At 40.0% G+C, this 16,984-nt stretch carries 14 protein-coding genes; 9 read left to right on the top strand and 5 right to left on the bottom strand.

What is annotated here, in order from left to right; all coding sequences use genetic code 11:
* Positions 1 to 6 precede the first annotated feature (6 nt).
* The gene (locus tag RMZ95_RS02195; protein WP_322683392.1) at positions 7 to 1,665 is read right to left on the bottom strand and encodes an ArnT family glycosyltransferase; all 1,659 of its coding nucleotides are present in this window, start codon (positions 1,663 to 1,665) and stop codon (positions 7 to 9) included.
* Positions 1,666 to 1,793: 128 nt separating this feature from the next.
* On the opposite strand from RMZ95_RS02195, the gene RMZ95_RS02190 reads away from it, so the two are divergent.
* Together RMZ95_RS02190 and RMZ95_RS02185 are read left to right on the top strand one after the other, a co-directional pair.
* Positions 1,794 to 2,438, top strand: a complete 645-nt coding sequence (locus tag RMZ95_RS02190) for a class I SAM-dependent methyltransferase (protein ID WP_322683391.1) — start codon at positions 1,794 to 1,796, stop codon at positions 2,436 to 2,438.
* Between the two features lie 134 nt (positions 2,439 to 2,572).
* Positions 2,573 to 3,028: an EVE domain-containing protein gene (locus tag RMZ95_RS02185; protein ID WP_322683390.1), complete on the top strand. Its 456-nt coding sequence runs from the start codon at positions 2,573 to 2,575 to the stop codon at positions 3,026 to 3,028.
* 133 nt (positions 3,029 to 3,161) lie between these two features.
* Here the strand turns inward: RMZ95_RS02185 and RMZ95_RS02180 are convergent, their stop codons facing one another.
* The 3 genes from RMZ95_RS02180 to RMZ95_RS02170 all read right to left on the bottom strand — a co-directional run bounded on the left by RMZ95_RS02180 (position 3,162) and on the right by RMZ95_RS02170 (position 7,111).
* Positions 3,162 to 3,986, bottom strand: coding sequence for a M90 family metallopeptidase (locus RMZ95_RS02180; RefSeq protein ID WP_322683389.1), 825 nt, complete (start codon positions 3,984 to 3,986; stop codon positions 3,162 to 3,164).
* 288 nt (positions 3,987 to 4,274) lie between these two features.
* Complete coding sequence (locus RMZ95_RS02175) at positions 4,275 to 6,197, bottom strand: Hsp70 family protein (RefSeq protein ID WP_322683388.1); 1,923 nt, start codon at positions 6,195 to 6,197, stop codon at positions 4,275 to 4,277.
* A gap of 14 nt (positions 6,198 to 6,211) precedes the next feature.
* On the bottom strand, positions 6,212 to 7,111 hold the full coding sequence (locus tag RMZ95_RS02170; RefSeq protein ID WP_322683387.1) for a hypothetical protein: 900 nt from the start codon (positions 7,109 to 7,111) through the stop codon (positions 6,212 to 6,214).
* A 153-nt stretch (positions 7,112 to 7,264) separates the two neighbouring features.
* Here RMZ95_RS02170 and RMZ95_RS02165 point away from each other — a divergent pair, with 153 nt between their 5' ends.
* The 6 genes from RMZ95_RS02165 (at position 7,265) to hpsP (ending at position 15,107) form a co-directional block, all read left to right on the top strand.
* A complete protein-coding gene (locus tag RMZ95_RS02165) occupies positions 7,265 to 8,056 on the top strand; it encodes a hypothetical protein (RefSeq protein WP_322683386.1) in 792 nt (263 codons plus the stop codon).
* A gap of 330 nt (positions 8,057 to 8,386) precedes the next feature.
* Complete coding sequence (locus tag RMZ95_RS02160; protein WP_322683385.1) at positions 8,387 to 9,163, top strand: glycosyltransferase family A protein; 777 nt, start codon at positions 8,387 to 8,389, stop codon at positions 9,161 to 9,163.
* Between the two features lie 531 nt (positions 9,164 to 9,694).
* Positions 9,695 to 11,350, top strand: a complete 1,656-nt coding sequence (gene hpsL / locus RMZ95_RS02155) for a hormogonium polysaccharide biosynthesis protein HpsL (RefSeq protein ID WP_322683384.1) — start codon at positions 9,695 to 9,697, stop codon at positions 11,348 to 11,350.
* A gap of 270 nt (positions 11,351 to 11,620) precedes the next feature.
* A complete protein-coding gene (gene hpsN / locus RMZ95_RS02150) occupies positions 11,621 to 12,601 on the top strand; it encodes a hormogonium polysaccharide biosynthesis glycosyltransferase HpsN (protein ID WP_322683383.1) in 981 nt (326 codons plus the stop codon).
* A 59-nt stretch (positions 12,602 to 12,660) separates the two neighbouring features.
* Positions 12,661 to 13,836: a hormogonium polysaccharide biosynthesis glycosyltransferase HpsO gene (hpsO, locus tag RMZ95_RS02145; protein ID WP_322683382.1), complete on the top strand. Its 1,176-nt coding sequence runs from the start codon at positions 12,661 to 12,663 to the stop codon at positions 13,834 to 13,836.
* A gap of 98 nt (positions 13,837 to 13,934) precedes the next feature.
* Positions 13,935 to 15,107, top strand: coding sequence for a hormogonium polysaccharide biosynthesis glycosyltransferase HpsP (gene hpsP, locus RMZ95_RS02140; RefSeq protein WP_322683451.1), 1,173 nt, complete (start codon positions 13,935 to 13,937; stop codon positions 15,105 to 15,107).
* Between the two features lie 2 nt (positions 15,108 to 15,109).
* Here hpsP and RMZ95_RS02135 read toward each other — a convergent pair whose 3' ends face one another.
* A complete protein-coding gene (locus RMZ95_RS02135) occupies positions 15,110 to 15,823 on the bottom strand; it encodes a hypothetical protein (RefSeq protein ID WP_322683381.1) in 714 nt (237 codons plus the stop codon).
* A 441-nt stretch (positions 15,824 to 16,264) separates the two neighbouring features.
* Here RMZ95_RS02135 and RMZ95_RS02130 point away from each other — a divergent pair, with 441 nt between their 5' ends.
* A complete protein-coding gene (locus tag RMZ95_RS02130) occupies positions 16,265 to 16,903 on the top strand; it encodes a peroxiredoxin (protein WP_012412697.1) in 639 nt (212 codons plus the stop codon).
* Positions 16,904 to 16,984: the final 81 nt, after the last annotated feature.

The following is a 16,984-nucleotide window of genomic DNA, read 5'->3' as shown; positions in this document are numbered from 1 at the left end:
AATGTCTTAGGGAAGAACTTGAATCAACTGATACTCTTTGACAGCGCCGATAATCCGGTGAGGTCGAGATAATTGAGAAGACTGGTTAGCATAGATCCAAGCATAGCTCAAAGCAGGTACTTGGGAAATAGAGACTACTGGTTGCGGGCGAGTAGGAAGATAGAAATTAAGCAGTACTTTCGTTTTAGCGTCCATCTCCACATAGTACGTAGGATGAGATTGGAGAATTGGAGCGATCGCACTTTGTTGTAAAAAAGTTTTTAAACCAGAGTTATAATCACTTAACAGACCGATGCTACCTATCGCCGCCAAAGCCAGCCAACAGGGAATTAACCAACCTGCAATCCAATAACGCGCTGTGAGAAACTTTTTGTCAAAGTGGTAACGAGCAATCCACACCATAGGTAAAATTAACCAACCCAAGCCCATAGCCAAGCCAATACTTGCATACTTGCGGATATCAGAACTACCCCAGCTAAAAATGCCAATACTCGCTATAACAAGTAAAACACCTAATCCACCCAAGCCATAACTGAGGTTTCGGGGAAGATTATTTCTTGCAAAAAGGTTCAATATCTTTTTTTTACTTTTTTGAAGAGGGAAGTGTGGGGGAATTCCTGTCTGGTAAATATTGCCTAACCAACTTAAACCTACAGATGCAAACAAAGCGATGAACGGATAAAGGCAAAGACTATAGTGAGATAAACGAGTGCTAAAAATACTAATTTCTACAAATAAAACAAGTGGAAAACCAACTAATATTAACTGGTAACAAGGAATAGGACGACGGAGAGTTAAAAATAAACCTAAAAGTCCGAAAAAAGCCCAAGGGAATGCTTTTACAGGAATATTCCAGACATAGAATAGTAGCCCATTAGACTCCCGCTCTTCAGAACTTAGTTGTACAACAAACTTGAGTAACTCCTCAAAACTATTATTTCCATATTGCAGCCAGCTTAACCACAACCAAACACAGGTAGGTATTAAACCTACAAAAAAACCTAAATATAAAATTGGGTTAGTAAGATGACGATGACGGCGATGTTCCCAAATTAAATAAGGTAATAAAGCTATAATTGGCAAAAAAATCATAAAGCTTCTAACTAAGAAGCCTAAACCTAAACTTAAACCAGCTAGAAAACTCCACCAGTAGCGAGATTTGGGATGTAATTCCGTTTTGATTAAAGACAAAATAGCTAAAAGCACCAAGAGAACCATCGGTACATCAGGTGTACTTAAGCGAGAGTATTGTAGCCAGAGAAATTCCACACTTAAAATTGCAGCAGCTAGCCAACCTAATTTTTTGCCTAGCATAATTTTGCCAATTTCATACACCAGCCACAAGCTAAAAATGCCAGCAATCATACTAGGAAGACGCGCACTAGTATCACTGATACCAAACAGCTTGTAGAAACTGGCAATTAACCAATAAGGCCCAGGAGTTTTATGATGTGCTGTTTCCCAAGGAGCTATCCAATTACCAGAATCAAACATCAGACGGGCACGTGATGCGTAAAGTGCTTCATCATGCGCCATCAGGCTATTATGTCCAGAAGTAAATAGTAATAAGGGCAGTATCCAAACTAACAAACTAAAATAGGGTAATGATGCGATTAGGCGGATTTGTCGCCAAATATGCTGTAAGAAGTGTAGTTTATATAACATTAAATTGATAAAAATTGAATGCTGCTATTTAGGTATTTTGCTGTTATTAAAATATGTTACATAGTGTTTGTGAAAAAGTATCTGAAATTGCCGCAAATTTCGGAAACAGTACTCCAAAACAGAGATTTATGCAGTTAAGACCGAATCAGCGCCTGAAATTAGATGACACAGACGATAAACTGTTCTACACCTATCCTCGCTTCGTCACCCATGTCGATGAAGGATTTATTCAACAGCTAACGGATTTATATCGCGATCGCCTCAAACCCAACACCCGCATTTTTGATATGATGAGCAGTTGGGTGTCTCATTTACCAGAAGAAATGCAGTTTGACCATGTGGAGGGACACGGACTCAACGCTGAGGAATTAGCACGAAATCCCCGCTTAAATCATTACTTTGTGCAAAATCTTAACGAAAATCCCCAGTTACCTTTACCAGATGAAGATTTTGATGCTGTTCTCAATTGCGTATCTGTGCAATATATGCAATATCCAGAAGCAGTATTTTCCGAGATTTACCGCATCTTGAAACCCGGTGGTGTGGCAATCATCAGCTTTTCTAACCGGATGTTTTTTGAAAAAGCGATTCAAGCTTGGCGGGAGGCTTCAGAAGGACAGCGAGTAGAATTAGTCAAAGCTTACTTCGCATCAGTTCCAGGATTTACAACCGCAGAAGTTATAGCTCATAAATCAACATTACCGAATATCTTACAGTGGTTGGGTGCAGCTGGAGGAGATCCGTTTTATGCCGTTATAGCTTACCGAAGTTAAGTTAAATATTCACTAGTATAAGAGGGTTTGTAGTAAGCACTTTGGTGCTTAGAAAATAAGGATTAAAGTCCTTACTACGAACTTATTTACCTGCTCAAAATTAAAATAGTTTTATATATAGATAATTTGTGTAGATGAATTATTGGCTAATGAAATCAGAACCAGAAGCCTATAGCATTGCTGACCTCCAACAGCAGAAAGAGACTATCTGGGACGGCGTTCGCAATTATCAAGCTCGCAACTTCTTGCGCCAAATGGATGAAGGAGACTTAGCTTTTTTCTATCACTCCAGCACGAATCCTCCCGGTATTGCTGGGTTAATGCGTGTAGTGAAAAAAGATATCGCTGACCCGACCCAGTTTGAACCAGAAAGTAAATATTACGACCCGAAATCAAGTTCCGAATCACCTCGCTGGCAAACAGTTGTAGTGGAATTTGTTGAGACTTTTTCTAACCCCATCTTGCTATCAATACTCAAAGAGAAGTTTAGCGCCGAAGAGTTAATGTTGGTGAGACAAGGAAATCGATTATCAGTGATGCCCGTCCCTGAAGCAGTCGCTTTGAAGATTCTGGCGATGAAAAACTCCTAGTTAAAATAATTCGTAATTCGTAATGACGCTCCTGCGTCGCTAACGCTGCGCAAACGTAATTCATAATTCGTAAAATATTTTGAAGGAAGGTTGATTAACTGAACATAATGTGATTTTTTCTTGCCGACTTACTTCACACCCATTGCACGGGATCTAATTGATAGTAACGTTGCAGTTGCTCATAAAGTGCCGGATGCCTAGACAGCAATTGGTGCGGTTTCTCAAAGAATGTTTCAGTCGCTACGGCAAAAAATTCTGCGGGATTTGTTGCGCCATAGCTATCCATTACTGTCTTTGCACCTTGTAGAACATCATTGCAAAGTTGCTGATATGCTTCTGTCATTACCTTTGCCCAAATAGCATAATCTGAGTTATTTTGCAGTATCGGAACTCCTTCAGCTTTACCATCTTCTTGATCTAATTGATGGGCGAATTCATGAAGCACAACATTACGTCCATCTTTCCAGTTATTAATGTCTTGTTTCACCTGTTCCCAAGACACTACTACTTGGTCATTTGTCCACGATTCACCCAGTCTGGCCACACGCTTTTCCTCAACAACATATTTTCCGACGGAATTCGTTTCCTGAACAAAATAAGCGTTGGGATACACCAAAATTGAACGAAGTCTAGGGAAGTACTGCCCTCGTTCATTTAATAGAAGTAAACAAGCAACAGCAGCAAGAGTTAATTTCATTTCCTCTGTCACTTGTAATCCTCTACAGCCAATAAATTGCTTTTCTGCTAAGAATACTTGAATATGTCCCTGAAGTCGTCTGAGTTCATCGGGAGAAAGACACAGATAAATGGGAAGATTATTCTCAATAATGGCATTCCACAGTGGAGGAAAAGGACGATGTTTGAGACGGTTTCTTCGTCTTTTGACTAAAATCGGATTGACTAAAATCCCAGTAATAATTAATCCAATGATGAGAAAGACAACTATTGTTTGGATCATTGACTTTTGAACAGGTTACATATTGAAATCACCGTTAAGTAGAAAAATTAGATAAAATATAGCGTTTATCTGCTTTTGTGAGGTATGAGAACCCCACCCCCAACCCCCTCCCCGCAAGCAAGGAGGGGGCTATGATGTACATCGATTAGGAAATGCTATAGTTGTTCCTGTTGTGTTCCTATTTATTTGCCGTTGCCAGTACTCTAACTATCTCTTGCCACTTTTTTAAAATACATAGGCGATGTCATAATAATTTTAAAAAGCTATATTTCCTGCCACTCATCACCACTATTGAATCAGAATTATGCAAGATTGAACCTTAGTGGAAAGGCTTGTTTGAAGTCCTTGCTCAACTTTGACAATCAGTTTGTCAAAAGCTTCTTGATTTGCTGTCAGTTGTTCTTGAAGAACTTTCTCTAACTCCGGCTTTATTTGATCGCATATATCCTCAATTTTTTTGTCGCTCAAAAAATTAGAACGAATCCAACTAGGTACATCTACATTTGTCTTAATTACTTCTTGAACACCCTTACGATTTAGCTCCATTCCTGCTGCCATCAACGAAGCCCCATATACTAGTGCAATCGGCCAGGTTAAATGCCCAGTTAGGATGAGAGTGATGATGCTTGCCACAGCGCCTCCACCAATTACTACATTGACGATAAATGCTACTGTCTCAGCCAGAATAGCATCTCCAATCTGTAATTCTGGGTTAACAAAAGTTGGGTCAATACTATCCTGGAACCTTAAGCTGCTTCTAGGTATCTGGAACTTTCGACAGATTGGATCGGTTTGTGCAGCTAAATCGGGTTGGATTTTATTGTTAAACCAAAAAGCGCATTGATGATTAATTATCTGCACGGCGCGATCGCTTTTGAGCCACTGTTCTGCCCGACCGATCAAAGCTGTTTCCAAATCGGCTAAAGTCCGTATTTTGTTTTTTTGCCAATCTTTTAAACTCGGTTTAACTGCGTTGACAATCAAGCCATCCGCCAAAGGCTTAGTTAGTGATTCGATTAACTCTGGAATATGCCTTTCAATCAAACCTTTAAGCTGGTTCGAGGTAAATAGTTTGTTCACTTCTTCTTTAAAAGCAGCAGCACGCAGATCCCATCTTCCTACTCGTGCTAAACCCATAGCAATGCAACGTTCCGGTTCTGGATCGGGGCGAAGCAGCGTTTCTGGTTCGGGAAACATTTCCTGACAAAGAACGTGCGTGAACTTCATGCGAGATGCACCGCCAGTCATCAGCACAAGTTTCGGCACGATTCCAAGTTTTTCTAGCTTTTCTTTCGCCTCCTTTAAAGAGTCGCGAAATGATTTAATCCAACTATGATTTTCCAGTTCAGGTAAGGGTTGATTTAAAATTTCCTCGATCATCAATTTATTCACTTGAGGAATAAAATAAATCTGTTCGTTGATTGACTCGAACCCACGCGCAAAGGATGCAGGATCGCTGTATAGCTGTTCATTAGAAAAGTAATCTTCTTTAGCTTTGCGGCAAGCAAGTTCACAACGAGCTTGGTGATGGGGATATTCCTGAAATACTTTTTCCAGTAATGCTTTTTGTTCGTGGTTGGCGAGAGTCCGGGCAAAAATAGCTTTGTCAATTAGGGATGCTCCCAATGTATTACTCCCGAAATCTATCGGGATTTCTTCTAAACTTTTAACCAGAGTAAAATCTGTGGTTGAAGAACCAATATCGACAATTAGCACCGATGCAACAAGTTTGTCATACTCCAGTTTCCCGGCTTCCTTGGCTTGCATGAAAGCAGCCCGCGATTCGGGTACAACATTTAGTTGGGGAATGCCAGCTTCTTGAAGCAGCTTTTGGTATTCGGTGCGATCGCTAATTGTCCATCCTGAAGGGCAACCAATGTAAAAATAGCTACTTTCCCCACCTGCAAGTTGTTTGCTTTCTTTCAAAAGGCGGTAGTAGGTTGCCACAAAAGTGCTAATTGTTTCTCGATATTTGGGATCGTTGTTGGGTTTTTGCTTGAAAGAGATTGTCAGTTGAGTAACGCCAGCTTGAATTAATGCTTGTTCCCCGACAAGATAACCGAGTTTGGGATGCCAGCCAAGGGCTGTAATTTGGTTCTTCTTGTTATTTATCTCCAGCATTTGGGGAGGTTCGATGCTTTCCACGATCGCTTTCGCTACAGCCGTTTCACCGTGTCCCAAATCAAAACCGATTGTTTCTAAAATTTCCATACCCTTATTGTCTATTATTCTCTAGCAGAGGAATATGCTGGTTCAATTACCCTACCGCGTCTAATCAAGCGATCGCCTTTTAACAAAGCCGGCGTTAGAGTCACGTGTTCTTTGGTATCGGGGTCGATACTTGGCTCAAAGTCAAAATATTCGCGATCGCTATTCGATCGGTAAATTTGAGCGTTAATTCCCTGAGACATTAAAATCTGTGGCAGAAGTTTCGCCAGTTCATAAGCCATTTGAGGTTTATCAAGTTTGGATGCGCCCATTAGTCTTTGGAGAAAATTCAATAGCTCTGGCAGTTCTTCTATTGCTAAGTCGCCTTCATGTTTATTTGATTCTTCTAATCTAGCTACTGCTAAGTCGATAGTGTTGAGAGCATCGCCAAGATGATCTAGAAATACTTTGCTATCAACCCGGAGAATCGGTTGAGGTAATTCCAATACTCCTTCGGATATAGAATCATTTTGCTGGTTGTTTAATTCGAGTTGAAGTACAATTTCTAGTCCGATAAGTAGAGAGGTTAATAAGATAGCCATCCAAGCACCTGGGGTAGTTTTAGTTAAAGAAAACAACGAACCTAAGATGCCTATATAAATTAGTCCCTTTAGCAGTTTCAGGATGAATCTGCTGCTAAACAACTTTGTCCCTGTATTAGTAATTTGCCTTTGTTCTGTTGGAGCAACTTGAAGATAGTTAGCTGCTGCCAGAGTGGCGATAGACTGCCGTAGCGTATCCAAGAAAAAGGAAGCCAGACGAACTTGAGCCAAATTAAGCTTTTCAATGTAAATTCTTTCGAGATTATCGAGTCGGTTTTGAACCAGTTTAACTATTTGCTCAATGCCGATTGTGTTATCAATATCTATCTGGAGTTGGTTGCGTTCTTTGCTAAAAAGTGAAGTAATTGTTTTCATTGCGTTGACTAAGACTTTAACGTTATTAATTAGGAGTGAAATGAACACTCGTTTTTTCATTTCACCTTGTAATCAGATAATGACGAAATAATTCATAATTACTAATTATGAATTAGGTTGATTGCAAATTACCCCATCAAAAGGAGGAGCAGAATGTTTATCTGCGTCATTGCAGACTACGGTACAGGAGATCCGGCATTTACAGAAGTCACACAACGTCTGCTGATGGCTTTTCCCGATGCCCAAATTCATTTGCTTTCGGTTCCAGCATTCAGTACCTTGGCAACGGGATTCTGGATTGCCCAACTAGGACTTAACCCTGGGCCTAGCGATCGCCTAATTTATCACAACTGTGCGCCTCGTCAGGACGATCCTGAAGCTCGTCGAGATAATGAAGGTGAAGGTCTAACTTATGCCCTTCTATCCAATGGTGTAAAAGTAGTGGGTGTGAATGCAGGCTACACCCTCTCCTTTATCAAAAACCATACAAAGGAGTTGCGAGTGGTCAACGTTTCCCGTGGTGGTTCGCAGTTTCGCTCACGAGATGTATTTCCTCCGGCTGCGGCTGCGATTATGAATGAAGATTTTAGCATTCTGGGAGATAGCCTCAAGAGTGAGCAAATTCCAGATGTTCCATCAGATCGCATTGCCTGGATTGATGGCTACGGCAACATTAAAACAACTATTGGGGCGCATACGCTTAACTTGGAGCCTCAAAGCAAGATCGTCATCCGAATTGGAGATGTGGTTAGTGATGCGGTGTATTCTGATGGCAGTTTCAAGGTATCTGAAGGAACTTTAGCCTTTGCTCCTGGTAGTTCCGGTTGGTCAAGAGGCGATTCAGGGGAACCATTGCGCTTTTTAGAGCTATTTTTGCGAGGAGGGAGTGCTTGGGAACGCTTTGGCCGTCCTCGTGTGAATCAGCAAGTAACTCGAATTGCTTGAAATCGGGTAATTGGCCTCTGTTACTGTCAGTAGACCGAAAAGTTTTCCAGAACCCTTACCAGGCGTTAATTAGAGTTTAGGAACACAATTTGCCTAAAGTCTGCTTTTCAATAAACGAGCGTTGTTGGTGGTTTAAGGGTGCAGTACAAACATCGGCGTAGCTCGTCGTAGACATCGCTCGCGATCGTCAACATCAAAACCTCGTCTGAAACCCTGATTCTTTCGTCAACTTACAAAACTTTTCGATCTACTGACATTTAGTCTTAGCGTCAGTCTTAGCGTGTTATTATTTGCTTCGAGATTCCTAGCTGTTTGTTCTGATAAAATATAGTGCTTGTTTTTGTTATCCCACTCAAAAGTGCACAAGTTTCCAATTCCTGGGAGCGTGTTACACAATTATTTGAAAGATGTATTAAATCAGTTTGCAATCAAACCTCACCTAACTTTCACGTTATTGTTGTTTGTAACGAAAAGCCCAAAATAGAATTTACTCATCCTCATCTAACATACATTACAGTTGATTTTTCACTTCCAAACGAGCCTAGCCCTGTAGCCAAAGGAGACACAGACAAAGGGCGTAAAATCTTAAAAGGATTGATGTATGCTCGTCAATTTTCTCCCACTCACACTATGACAGTTGATGCTGACGATTGTGTTAGTGGAAATTTAGCCAAATTTGTTCAACAACACCCTGATTCTAATGGATGGTTTATAAATAAAGGTTATAAATATCAAGAAGGCAGTGATTACATATATATCAAGAGAAGCAATTTTTATAAAATGTGTGGGACTTGTAATATTATTCGATATGATTTGAATGATTTACCAGAAACCGCAGAATATAATCGTGGCTACGGATACTATAAATATTATATAGACCACGCTAAAGTGAGAGAGATTTTAAAGAACAAAGCAAAAGCCATTAAATCATTACCATTTCCAGGTGCAGTTTATATTTTGGAAACAGGAGAAAATCTTTTTAACAATTCAACAAGATTAAGATTTAGCATTTTTAATCGGAAATTGTTAAATCAATTATTAAAAGATGAATTTGGATTATACAAATTACAGCAATCCAGAGAGATTTTTCAACTATCGGAATTTTAAATTGTTTTTGGAAAAATCTCATCTCATAAATAGTCTTATATGGTGTGTTAGCAAAGTGTAACGCACCAAAAGCTTGAAATTGTGCCGTAGTGGCATGGCAAGGCTAAAATGTTGCAAAAAATTGTAGGTTGGGTAGAGGCTTTGCCAAAGCCAACATCCTGATATATGTTGGGTTGCGCTCTGCTCCACCCAACCTACGTCTAATGCATTATTTTAACGTGAGTTCGATGAACCTCTCCCTCCCACGGGGAAAGGGAGGAGCAACGAGAAATTAAGGTTTTGGCTCCCCTCTCCGACACGGAGAGGGCTTGTCGAACTCACATTATTTTAAGCTTGCCACGTCAGTAGCTTGCTTCCCTGTAAGGGTACGCCAAGGCATGACTTCTCTACCAGAGGCTGCGCCAACGCTTAGAGCAAGTACTCAAGCATCGGGAACCTCCGCAACGCACTGGCCCCTACGTGTATTTTAAAATCAAATATTAGTCCTATATAATGGAGTCTTTTGCGAGGCTGATAGGCTACAGTGCCACTATGCCAAAATTTAAATCAAAATCTCAGCAATCTAAAAAATCAAAAAAGCAGGCTAAAAAGGAAACTTCTACCCTTAGTCTCAAAGAACAGTTAGCCCAGAAGCGCAAATCTGCCCAAGTACGTAAAGAACTCACTAGCTTACTCACCACCGCCATTTTTGGCGGTGTCTTCGTTGGCATTCTACTTTTTTTCGTAGCTGGAATTAAAGCAGCAGTCCCTGGCGTGTTAGGGATAATAGTCATGTCCCTTTCCTACAAATATCCGCGCCAAGCTCTATATGCCTTCATTATTTACATACCTATTGGAGGTACTGTCACCTACTACTTGGGCAATAGTCCCATACTCCAATTAGCTAAAGATGCCTTTTACGTTCCAGCGCTAATTGGACTTTGGCAGACTTGTCGTAGGCAGGGGCTACCGATAATTATTCCCAAAGGCATTAAAATCCCACTTTATATTGTTTTGGCTTGCAGTCTGCTAACACTGTTGTTTGTTAATGGTGGACAGCAATTTAACCCGCCTAGTGCAGGACTATTAGAAAAAGCACCCCCAGAAATACCATTAGGTATGGGAATTCTGGGACTAAAAGTATTTTTAGGCTATGTCCCTCTGATTGGTTGTGCCTACTATCTAATTCGCGATAAGCGGGATTTTCTATTTTTATTGCGCCTCCAAATTGTCCTTACACTGATTTGCTGCGCGCTGGGATTTATTCAATATTTTTTACTACTAACTGGTGTATGTCAGGGTACTAGAGGTCTTGAAGGAGATGCCTTATTTAGAGCAACACTCGAAGCCCGATGTTATTTTGGTGGAGCGCTAGTATATAGTCCCGAAGAAGGGGTTATTCGCCTACCAGGGACATTTGTAGCTCCTTGGCAGTGGGCATGGTTTTTAATTTCTAGCACCTTTTTTACCTTTGCCACCGGCTTCACCGACCCCTCGCCAATATGGCGGATTATCGGTTTAGCTTCTATAGTGGGAGTCTTTATCGATGCTGTAATCTCTGGGCAGAGAATCGCCTTAGCTTTAGTACCAATCTGTTTCGGGATTTTGCTATTGCTTACCGGACAACTTGGCAACCTGAAACGATTTATCCCCATAGGCGTGGGACTTGCCTTCATTCTGGGAATTGCGATGGTGAGTAACCCTGCTGTCGTACAAGAGAGAACCGAGAGTTTTATCAGTCGTTGGAACGCTTCACCACCTCAAGATTTTATCATCCAGCAATTTGAAGAAAATTGGAAAAACGTAGACGGGCCATTGGGAAGCGGCTTAGGACGAGCAACAAACTCTGCCCGTGTGATGGGCCAAACTAAGCTTGTGGAAACTTACTACCCCAAAGTACTTTATGAAGTAGGAATTTTTGGATTACTATCGTTTCTGGGTTTGGTAACAAGTTTAACAATTCTGGGCTTTAAAACCTATCGCTCCATAAAGAACCGTAATTTCCGTAGTTCCGGAGCAGCTTTGTGGGTGTTTATATTGTTTATTAGCACCAACACTTACTACTATCCTCTGGATGTCGATCCTGTCGCGGCCTATTATTGGTTTTTTGCGGGAGTTCTTTTTAAGTTACCAGAACTGGAGAAACAAGATAAGGAAGAAGCCAACCCCGATCAAAAAAAGAAGAAAAAACGTCTAAAAACAATTTAAATGAAATAAAAATGGTCAAAGATATGATTGTAGGTCAAAAATACCTCAGTATTTCAAACCTACCTCGAAATTATCGCCATACACTTATTTTTCGATGATACTTATTGATGGGTAAGCAATTTCGTAGTCAGAGAGAGGAATGAAAGTGAGGTTTTCCAAAATCCGTGAAAATACAGTATGTAAATTAAAGCAATAGCCACTTACTGAATTTCATGAAAATTAATTTCTACAAGGCTATTATATAGGTAGTAAAATTACTTAATAAAATTTATGAATAATTGGCCATTAGTTACTGTAGTTATTGCAACCTACGGACGAGAAGAAGCACTACGCGATAGTATTGTGGATGTCTTAAAACAGGATTATCCAAATTTTGAAGTTTTAATTGTAGACCAAACTCCAAAACACCAACCAGAAATTCAAGCCTACCTAGAAGAGATGGCAAAGGCAGGTAAAATTAAATGGTTGCGCTTAGATTGGGCAAGTTTGCCAGGGGCGCGGAATTATGGTGTCCGGCGGTCATCTGGTGAAATAATATTGTTTATTGATGATGATGTTCAGTTAACCCCTGGATTGTTAGCAGCCCATGCGAAAAATTATGTGCAAAATTCAGAGGTGGGGGCTGTAGCCGGTCGGGTCTTTGACAGAATGAAATTAGATGATTCTGGAGGAGATTTAGAGATTGAATATTTGCCTCCCGAAGCTATGGACCCAGGAATTGCTTGGTATCATATTGATTTAGTACATACCACCAAGCCCCAACAAGTGCTGACAGCGAGGGGTTGTAATATGTCATTTCGCCGCGAAATTTTTACCAAGTATGGATTGAGGTTTGATGAAAGGTTTCGCGGTAGTGCAGTGCGCGAAGAGTCAGATTTTTGTTTGCGGGTAAGACAGACGGGGTATAAAATTTGGTACGACCCAGAAGCCCATTTGGTGCATTTAGGCGAAGAAACAGGGGGTTGTCACGATATTAGTATGCGATCGCTAAAATATCAACTCACCTTTTACCACAATCATTTTTTACTGGGGCTGAAAAACCTGACTGCGACTCAAGCTTTGCGTTTATATGGTCGTTTATTTGACTGTCACGTTCTCGGACGCCCACCTTGTCACAAAAGCGGTTCCCCCATCAAAATTGCCACTCGCGGTATTTTCTACATTTTGGGTTTTTTCAAAGCCTTGGGTACTGTCATCCAATCATTATGGAACGATGGTCAAATTTACAGTCGATTGGATAAACAAGTTTAGTTATTAGTCATTTGTCATTTGTCATTGGTCATTAGTGAATAACAAAGAATAAATGAAAAATGAGAATTTTAGTTGCTAGTCATACTTATATCGTAGACCTCAACTGTGAAAAATTACGCGCTTTATCTCAACTAGAATCTGACATTGAAGTGACAGTTGTAGTCCCAAAACGCTGGAAACCAGGCGGTGTACAAAACAGAATTATTGAAACTGAATACCGTGATGAAGGCAGATTTAAAATAGTTCCAGTTTCTAATTTTAGTCAAAATCATCAGGGACTTCTTACTTTTGGCGCTGATTTGATATCTTTATTAAAACAATTCCGCCCGCAAATCATCCAAGTAGAACAAGGTTCTAGAGCCTTGGCTTATACTCAAATGATTGGCTTAAATCAGCTATTAGGACTCAAGTCTAAAAATATATTTTTTACTTGGTGGAATCTTCCTTATGAACTGAAACTACCAATTTCTCTATTAGAAAAATATAACCTTAACCACAGCCACGGGATTATTTCTGGCAATCAGGATGGAGCAGAAATTTTGCGGCAACGGGGATATACAGGTGCAATTAAAGTCATGCCACAACTGGGTGTAGATGAAAGTTTATTTACTCCCAAAGTTCAACCAGAGTTAGCAGCTAAGTTGGGCATTGAAAAAGAAGATTTTATAGTAGGTTTTGTAGGTCGCTTTGTGCAAGAAAAGGGTTTATTAACGCTTTTGCAAGCTTTAACTACTTTGACAAATAAACCTTGGAAATTACTATTATTGGGACGAGGAGAGTTGCAAAGTGAATTAATGAAAATTGCGGTAGAAAACAATATTAAAGATAGATTAATTTTGATAGAAAGTGTTCCTCATCATGAGGTTGCAAGTTATATCAATTTAATGAGTACTTTAGTATTACCTTCAGAAACAACTTACAAGTTTAAAACCTTAACTTCTGCTGGTTGGAAAGAGCAATTTGGTCATGTGCTAATTGAAGCGATGGCTTGCCAAGTTCCTGTAATTGGTTCTGATTCTGGTGAAATTCCCTATGTAATTGGCGATGCTGGCTTAGTATTTCCTGAAGGTGATATTCAAGCTCTTGCTAATTGCTTAGTTCAATTAATGGATAAACCAGATTTTGCTCATACTCTCGGTGAAATGGGTTATAAAAAAGCAATGATTCAATATACAAACAAAGCTTTGGCTAAACAGCAATTAGAGTTTTATCAAAAGTTGGTCATTAGTCATTAGTCATTGGTCATTAGTGAATAATAAAGGGCAAAAGTCAAATGACAAATCACAAAGGACAAATGACAAATGACCAAGGACAAATGACAAATGACAAAAAAATGAAAGTGTTACAAATTGTTCCCTCAATTTCTCTAATTTACGGTGGCCCTAGTCAAATGGTACTTGGATTAGCTCCAGCGTTAGTAAAAGAGGGAGTAGAAGTTACAATTCTCACAACTGATAGTAATGGCGATAATGGTCAAACACCTCTAGATGTCCCTTTAAATCGCTCAATTAAACAAGATGGCTATGAAATAATTTACTTTCGTTGTGCGCCGTTTCGTCGCTACAAATTTTCCCTCGATTTATTAAACTGGTTAAAACGTCACGCTCACGAGTTTGACATAGCACATATTCACGCTCTATTCTCGCCAATAATTAGTGCTGCTGCTCTTGTGTGTCGTCAGCAAAAACTACCTTATATTTTCCGTCCTTTGGGTACTCTCGATCCGGCTGATTTACAGAAGAAAAAGCAATTAAAACAGTTTTATGCCGCAATTATAGAACGTCAAAATTTAGCTAGTGCGGCAGCAATTCATTTTACCAGCGACCAAGAAGCTAAAATATCAGAACGATTTGGAGTATCTACGCCAGATTTGGTGATTCCCTTGGGTGTGATTCCCCGTCAATCTTCTATTAAAAATGTATATAGTCAGTTAGAAATACCAAAGGATGTACCATTGGTGCTGTTTATGTCACGAATTGACCCGAAAAAAGGGTTAAATTTGTTGATTCCGGCGCTAGAGAAGCTGTTAGCGGTTGGTTATAAGTTTCATTTTGTCTTAGCTGGGACAAATCCTCAAGATCCAGATTACGAACAAAAGATAATATCCCAAATTCAAAATTCACCATTGCGATCGCACACTACAATTACAGGCTTTGTCTCTGGTGAACTCAAAGTTAGTTTACTACAAGCTGCTGATTTATTTGTCTTACCTTCCTACTACGAAAATTTTGGGATTGCTGTAGCTGAAGCGATGGTTGCAGGTGTACCCGTAGTCATTTCTGACCAAGTGCATATTTGTCAACAGATACGTGATAGCGAGTCGGGTTGGGTAGGCGCAACAGATGTGCAAGCACTGGTAGGGTTACTACAAGAGGCTTTGGAAAATCCCGCAGAACGCCAACGACGGGGATTAAATGCCCAAAAATATGCATTGGAAAATTTTAGCTGGGATGCGATCGCCAAGCAAACAATCCAAGCCTACCAAAAAATTCTTACAAACAAATGAATTTAACCCAATGCAGACAATAGCAGTTTTTGCCAAATAGGTGCTAGAACTGCTTTGACAACGATATCCGCAATCACAAAACCAATCCCAATTAACATATAAGTGTTCGGAAAGGGAGACTTTGGAACTTCCCCTCTGATGCGAATTAATAGATTTAATCCTAATGCAGCTAAAGCTACTCCAGTAGCGATAAACCCGATTATTCGCAAAATTGACCACGGATACCATCCTAAAATAGCTGCTAGCCAGGGTTTAGCACTGATTTTTACTAATTCTGCAACATAAAAATTCATGTAGTTTAGCATCCAAGTGCCGAATATCAATGCCGCACTACTTAAGGTGATAACGCAGAGAATACAAAAAATTCCGTAGTGCAATAAATGGTTTGGTAAAAATAAACGGATTGTTCCTTCCATACCTTCTCCCGTGCGAATCCAGTGGAACATCTCTGTAGTGTATGACTGTCCGCGGAGAATGACTTTTGCTGCTGTTTGTGGCGCGATCGCATTTGCTACAATTACGGCAATACTCTGTAAAACTCCCCACAGTAACATCCACCAAAAAGCACTTTTATATTGTTGACGACGCACTTGTAAAAAGAAAATAGGATAGGGAACAGCAGCACCTAAAATCGGCATCAACCAGGGAACTCCAAAAACAAAACTCGCAGTTGTGCTGAAGATAACACCAATAACCAAAAAAATTAATATCATCATAAGTAATTCAAAATCCAAAAATAATAAAAATATTTGTAGTCTTTATTCTCACTATTTGCTTTATAAAAATTAAATTTATAACAGGTTATAAACTGCTGATAATATTACATTTATGCGAAGAAAGTTTCTCGTAATGCTGCAATAATCAATCTGGGAATGTTGCAACAAAATGAGCCGAGACATGCAATGGCTTGTAGTCAGCTATCGCCCTGATACTTGCAATTCTCTATCTAAAGAAAAACCTGTAGGTAAAACATAATAATCTAAATCATATATGTGTACTTTAGTCAATAGTTTTTATCTCTCTCTTGTCCCTTATCTGAGAGCGCTGACAACCTAAAATTTTGTTTCAAACTGCTAAAGTCCGATTGGGAAATAGGGGTTTTATGTCATGATGGCATACTAGAATATATATGCTTTTCTAACTACAGGGAATCTCTCATGGCTCTCCGTTTAGGTGATACAGTACCCAACTTTACGCAAGCTTCAACACACGGCGACATCGATTTTTACCAATGGGCAGGTGACAGCTGGGTTGTGCTGTTCTCTCACCCTGCTGATTTTACACCTGTTTGTACAACAGAACTCGGCACAGTTGCCAAGCTAAAACCAGAATTTGATAAGCGCAATGTCAAAGCGATCGCACTCAGCGTTGATGACGTAGAATCCCATAAAGGCTGGGTGGGAGACATTGAAGAAACTCAAAGCACCACTCTTAACTACCCGATTTTGGCGGATGCGGATCGCAAGGTTGCCGATCTGTACGACATGATCCACCCCAATGCTAATGCGGCTGTGACAGTGCGATCGGTTTTCGTGATTGACCCCAATAAGAAACTCCGCCTGAGTTTTACCTATCCTCCCAGCACAGGACGTAACTTTGACGAACTTTTGCGGGTGATTGATTCTCTGCAATTGACTGATAATTACAGCGTGGCGACACCAGCTGACTGGAAAGATGGAGAGGATGTTGTAATTGTCCCTTCACTGAAAGATCCAGAAGTACTTAAAGAGAAATTCCCCAAAGGTTATGAGGAAATCAAACCCTATCTGCGGATGACTCCTCAGCCTAACAAGTAAATCTGAAAATGATTTCTGATAAAAAGCAAGGGCGCAAAGATATAATTTTGCGCCTTTGTTTTTTTGCGTGAGAATATAGTC

The organism is Nostoc sp. DedQUE07, from assembly GCF_034530975.2.
GTDB lineage: Bacteria > Cyanobacteriota > Cyanobacteriia > Cyanobacteriales > Nostocaceae > Nostoc.
The sequence above is the reverse complement of the archived record's forward strand: the minus strand, read 5'-3'. Positions and strand labels throughout refer to the sequence as shown.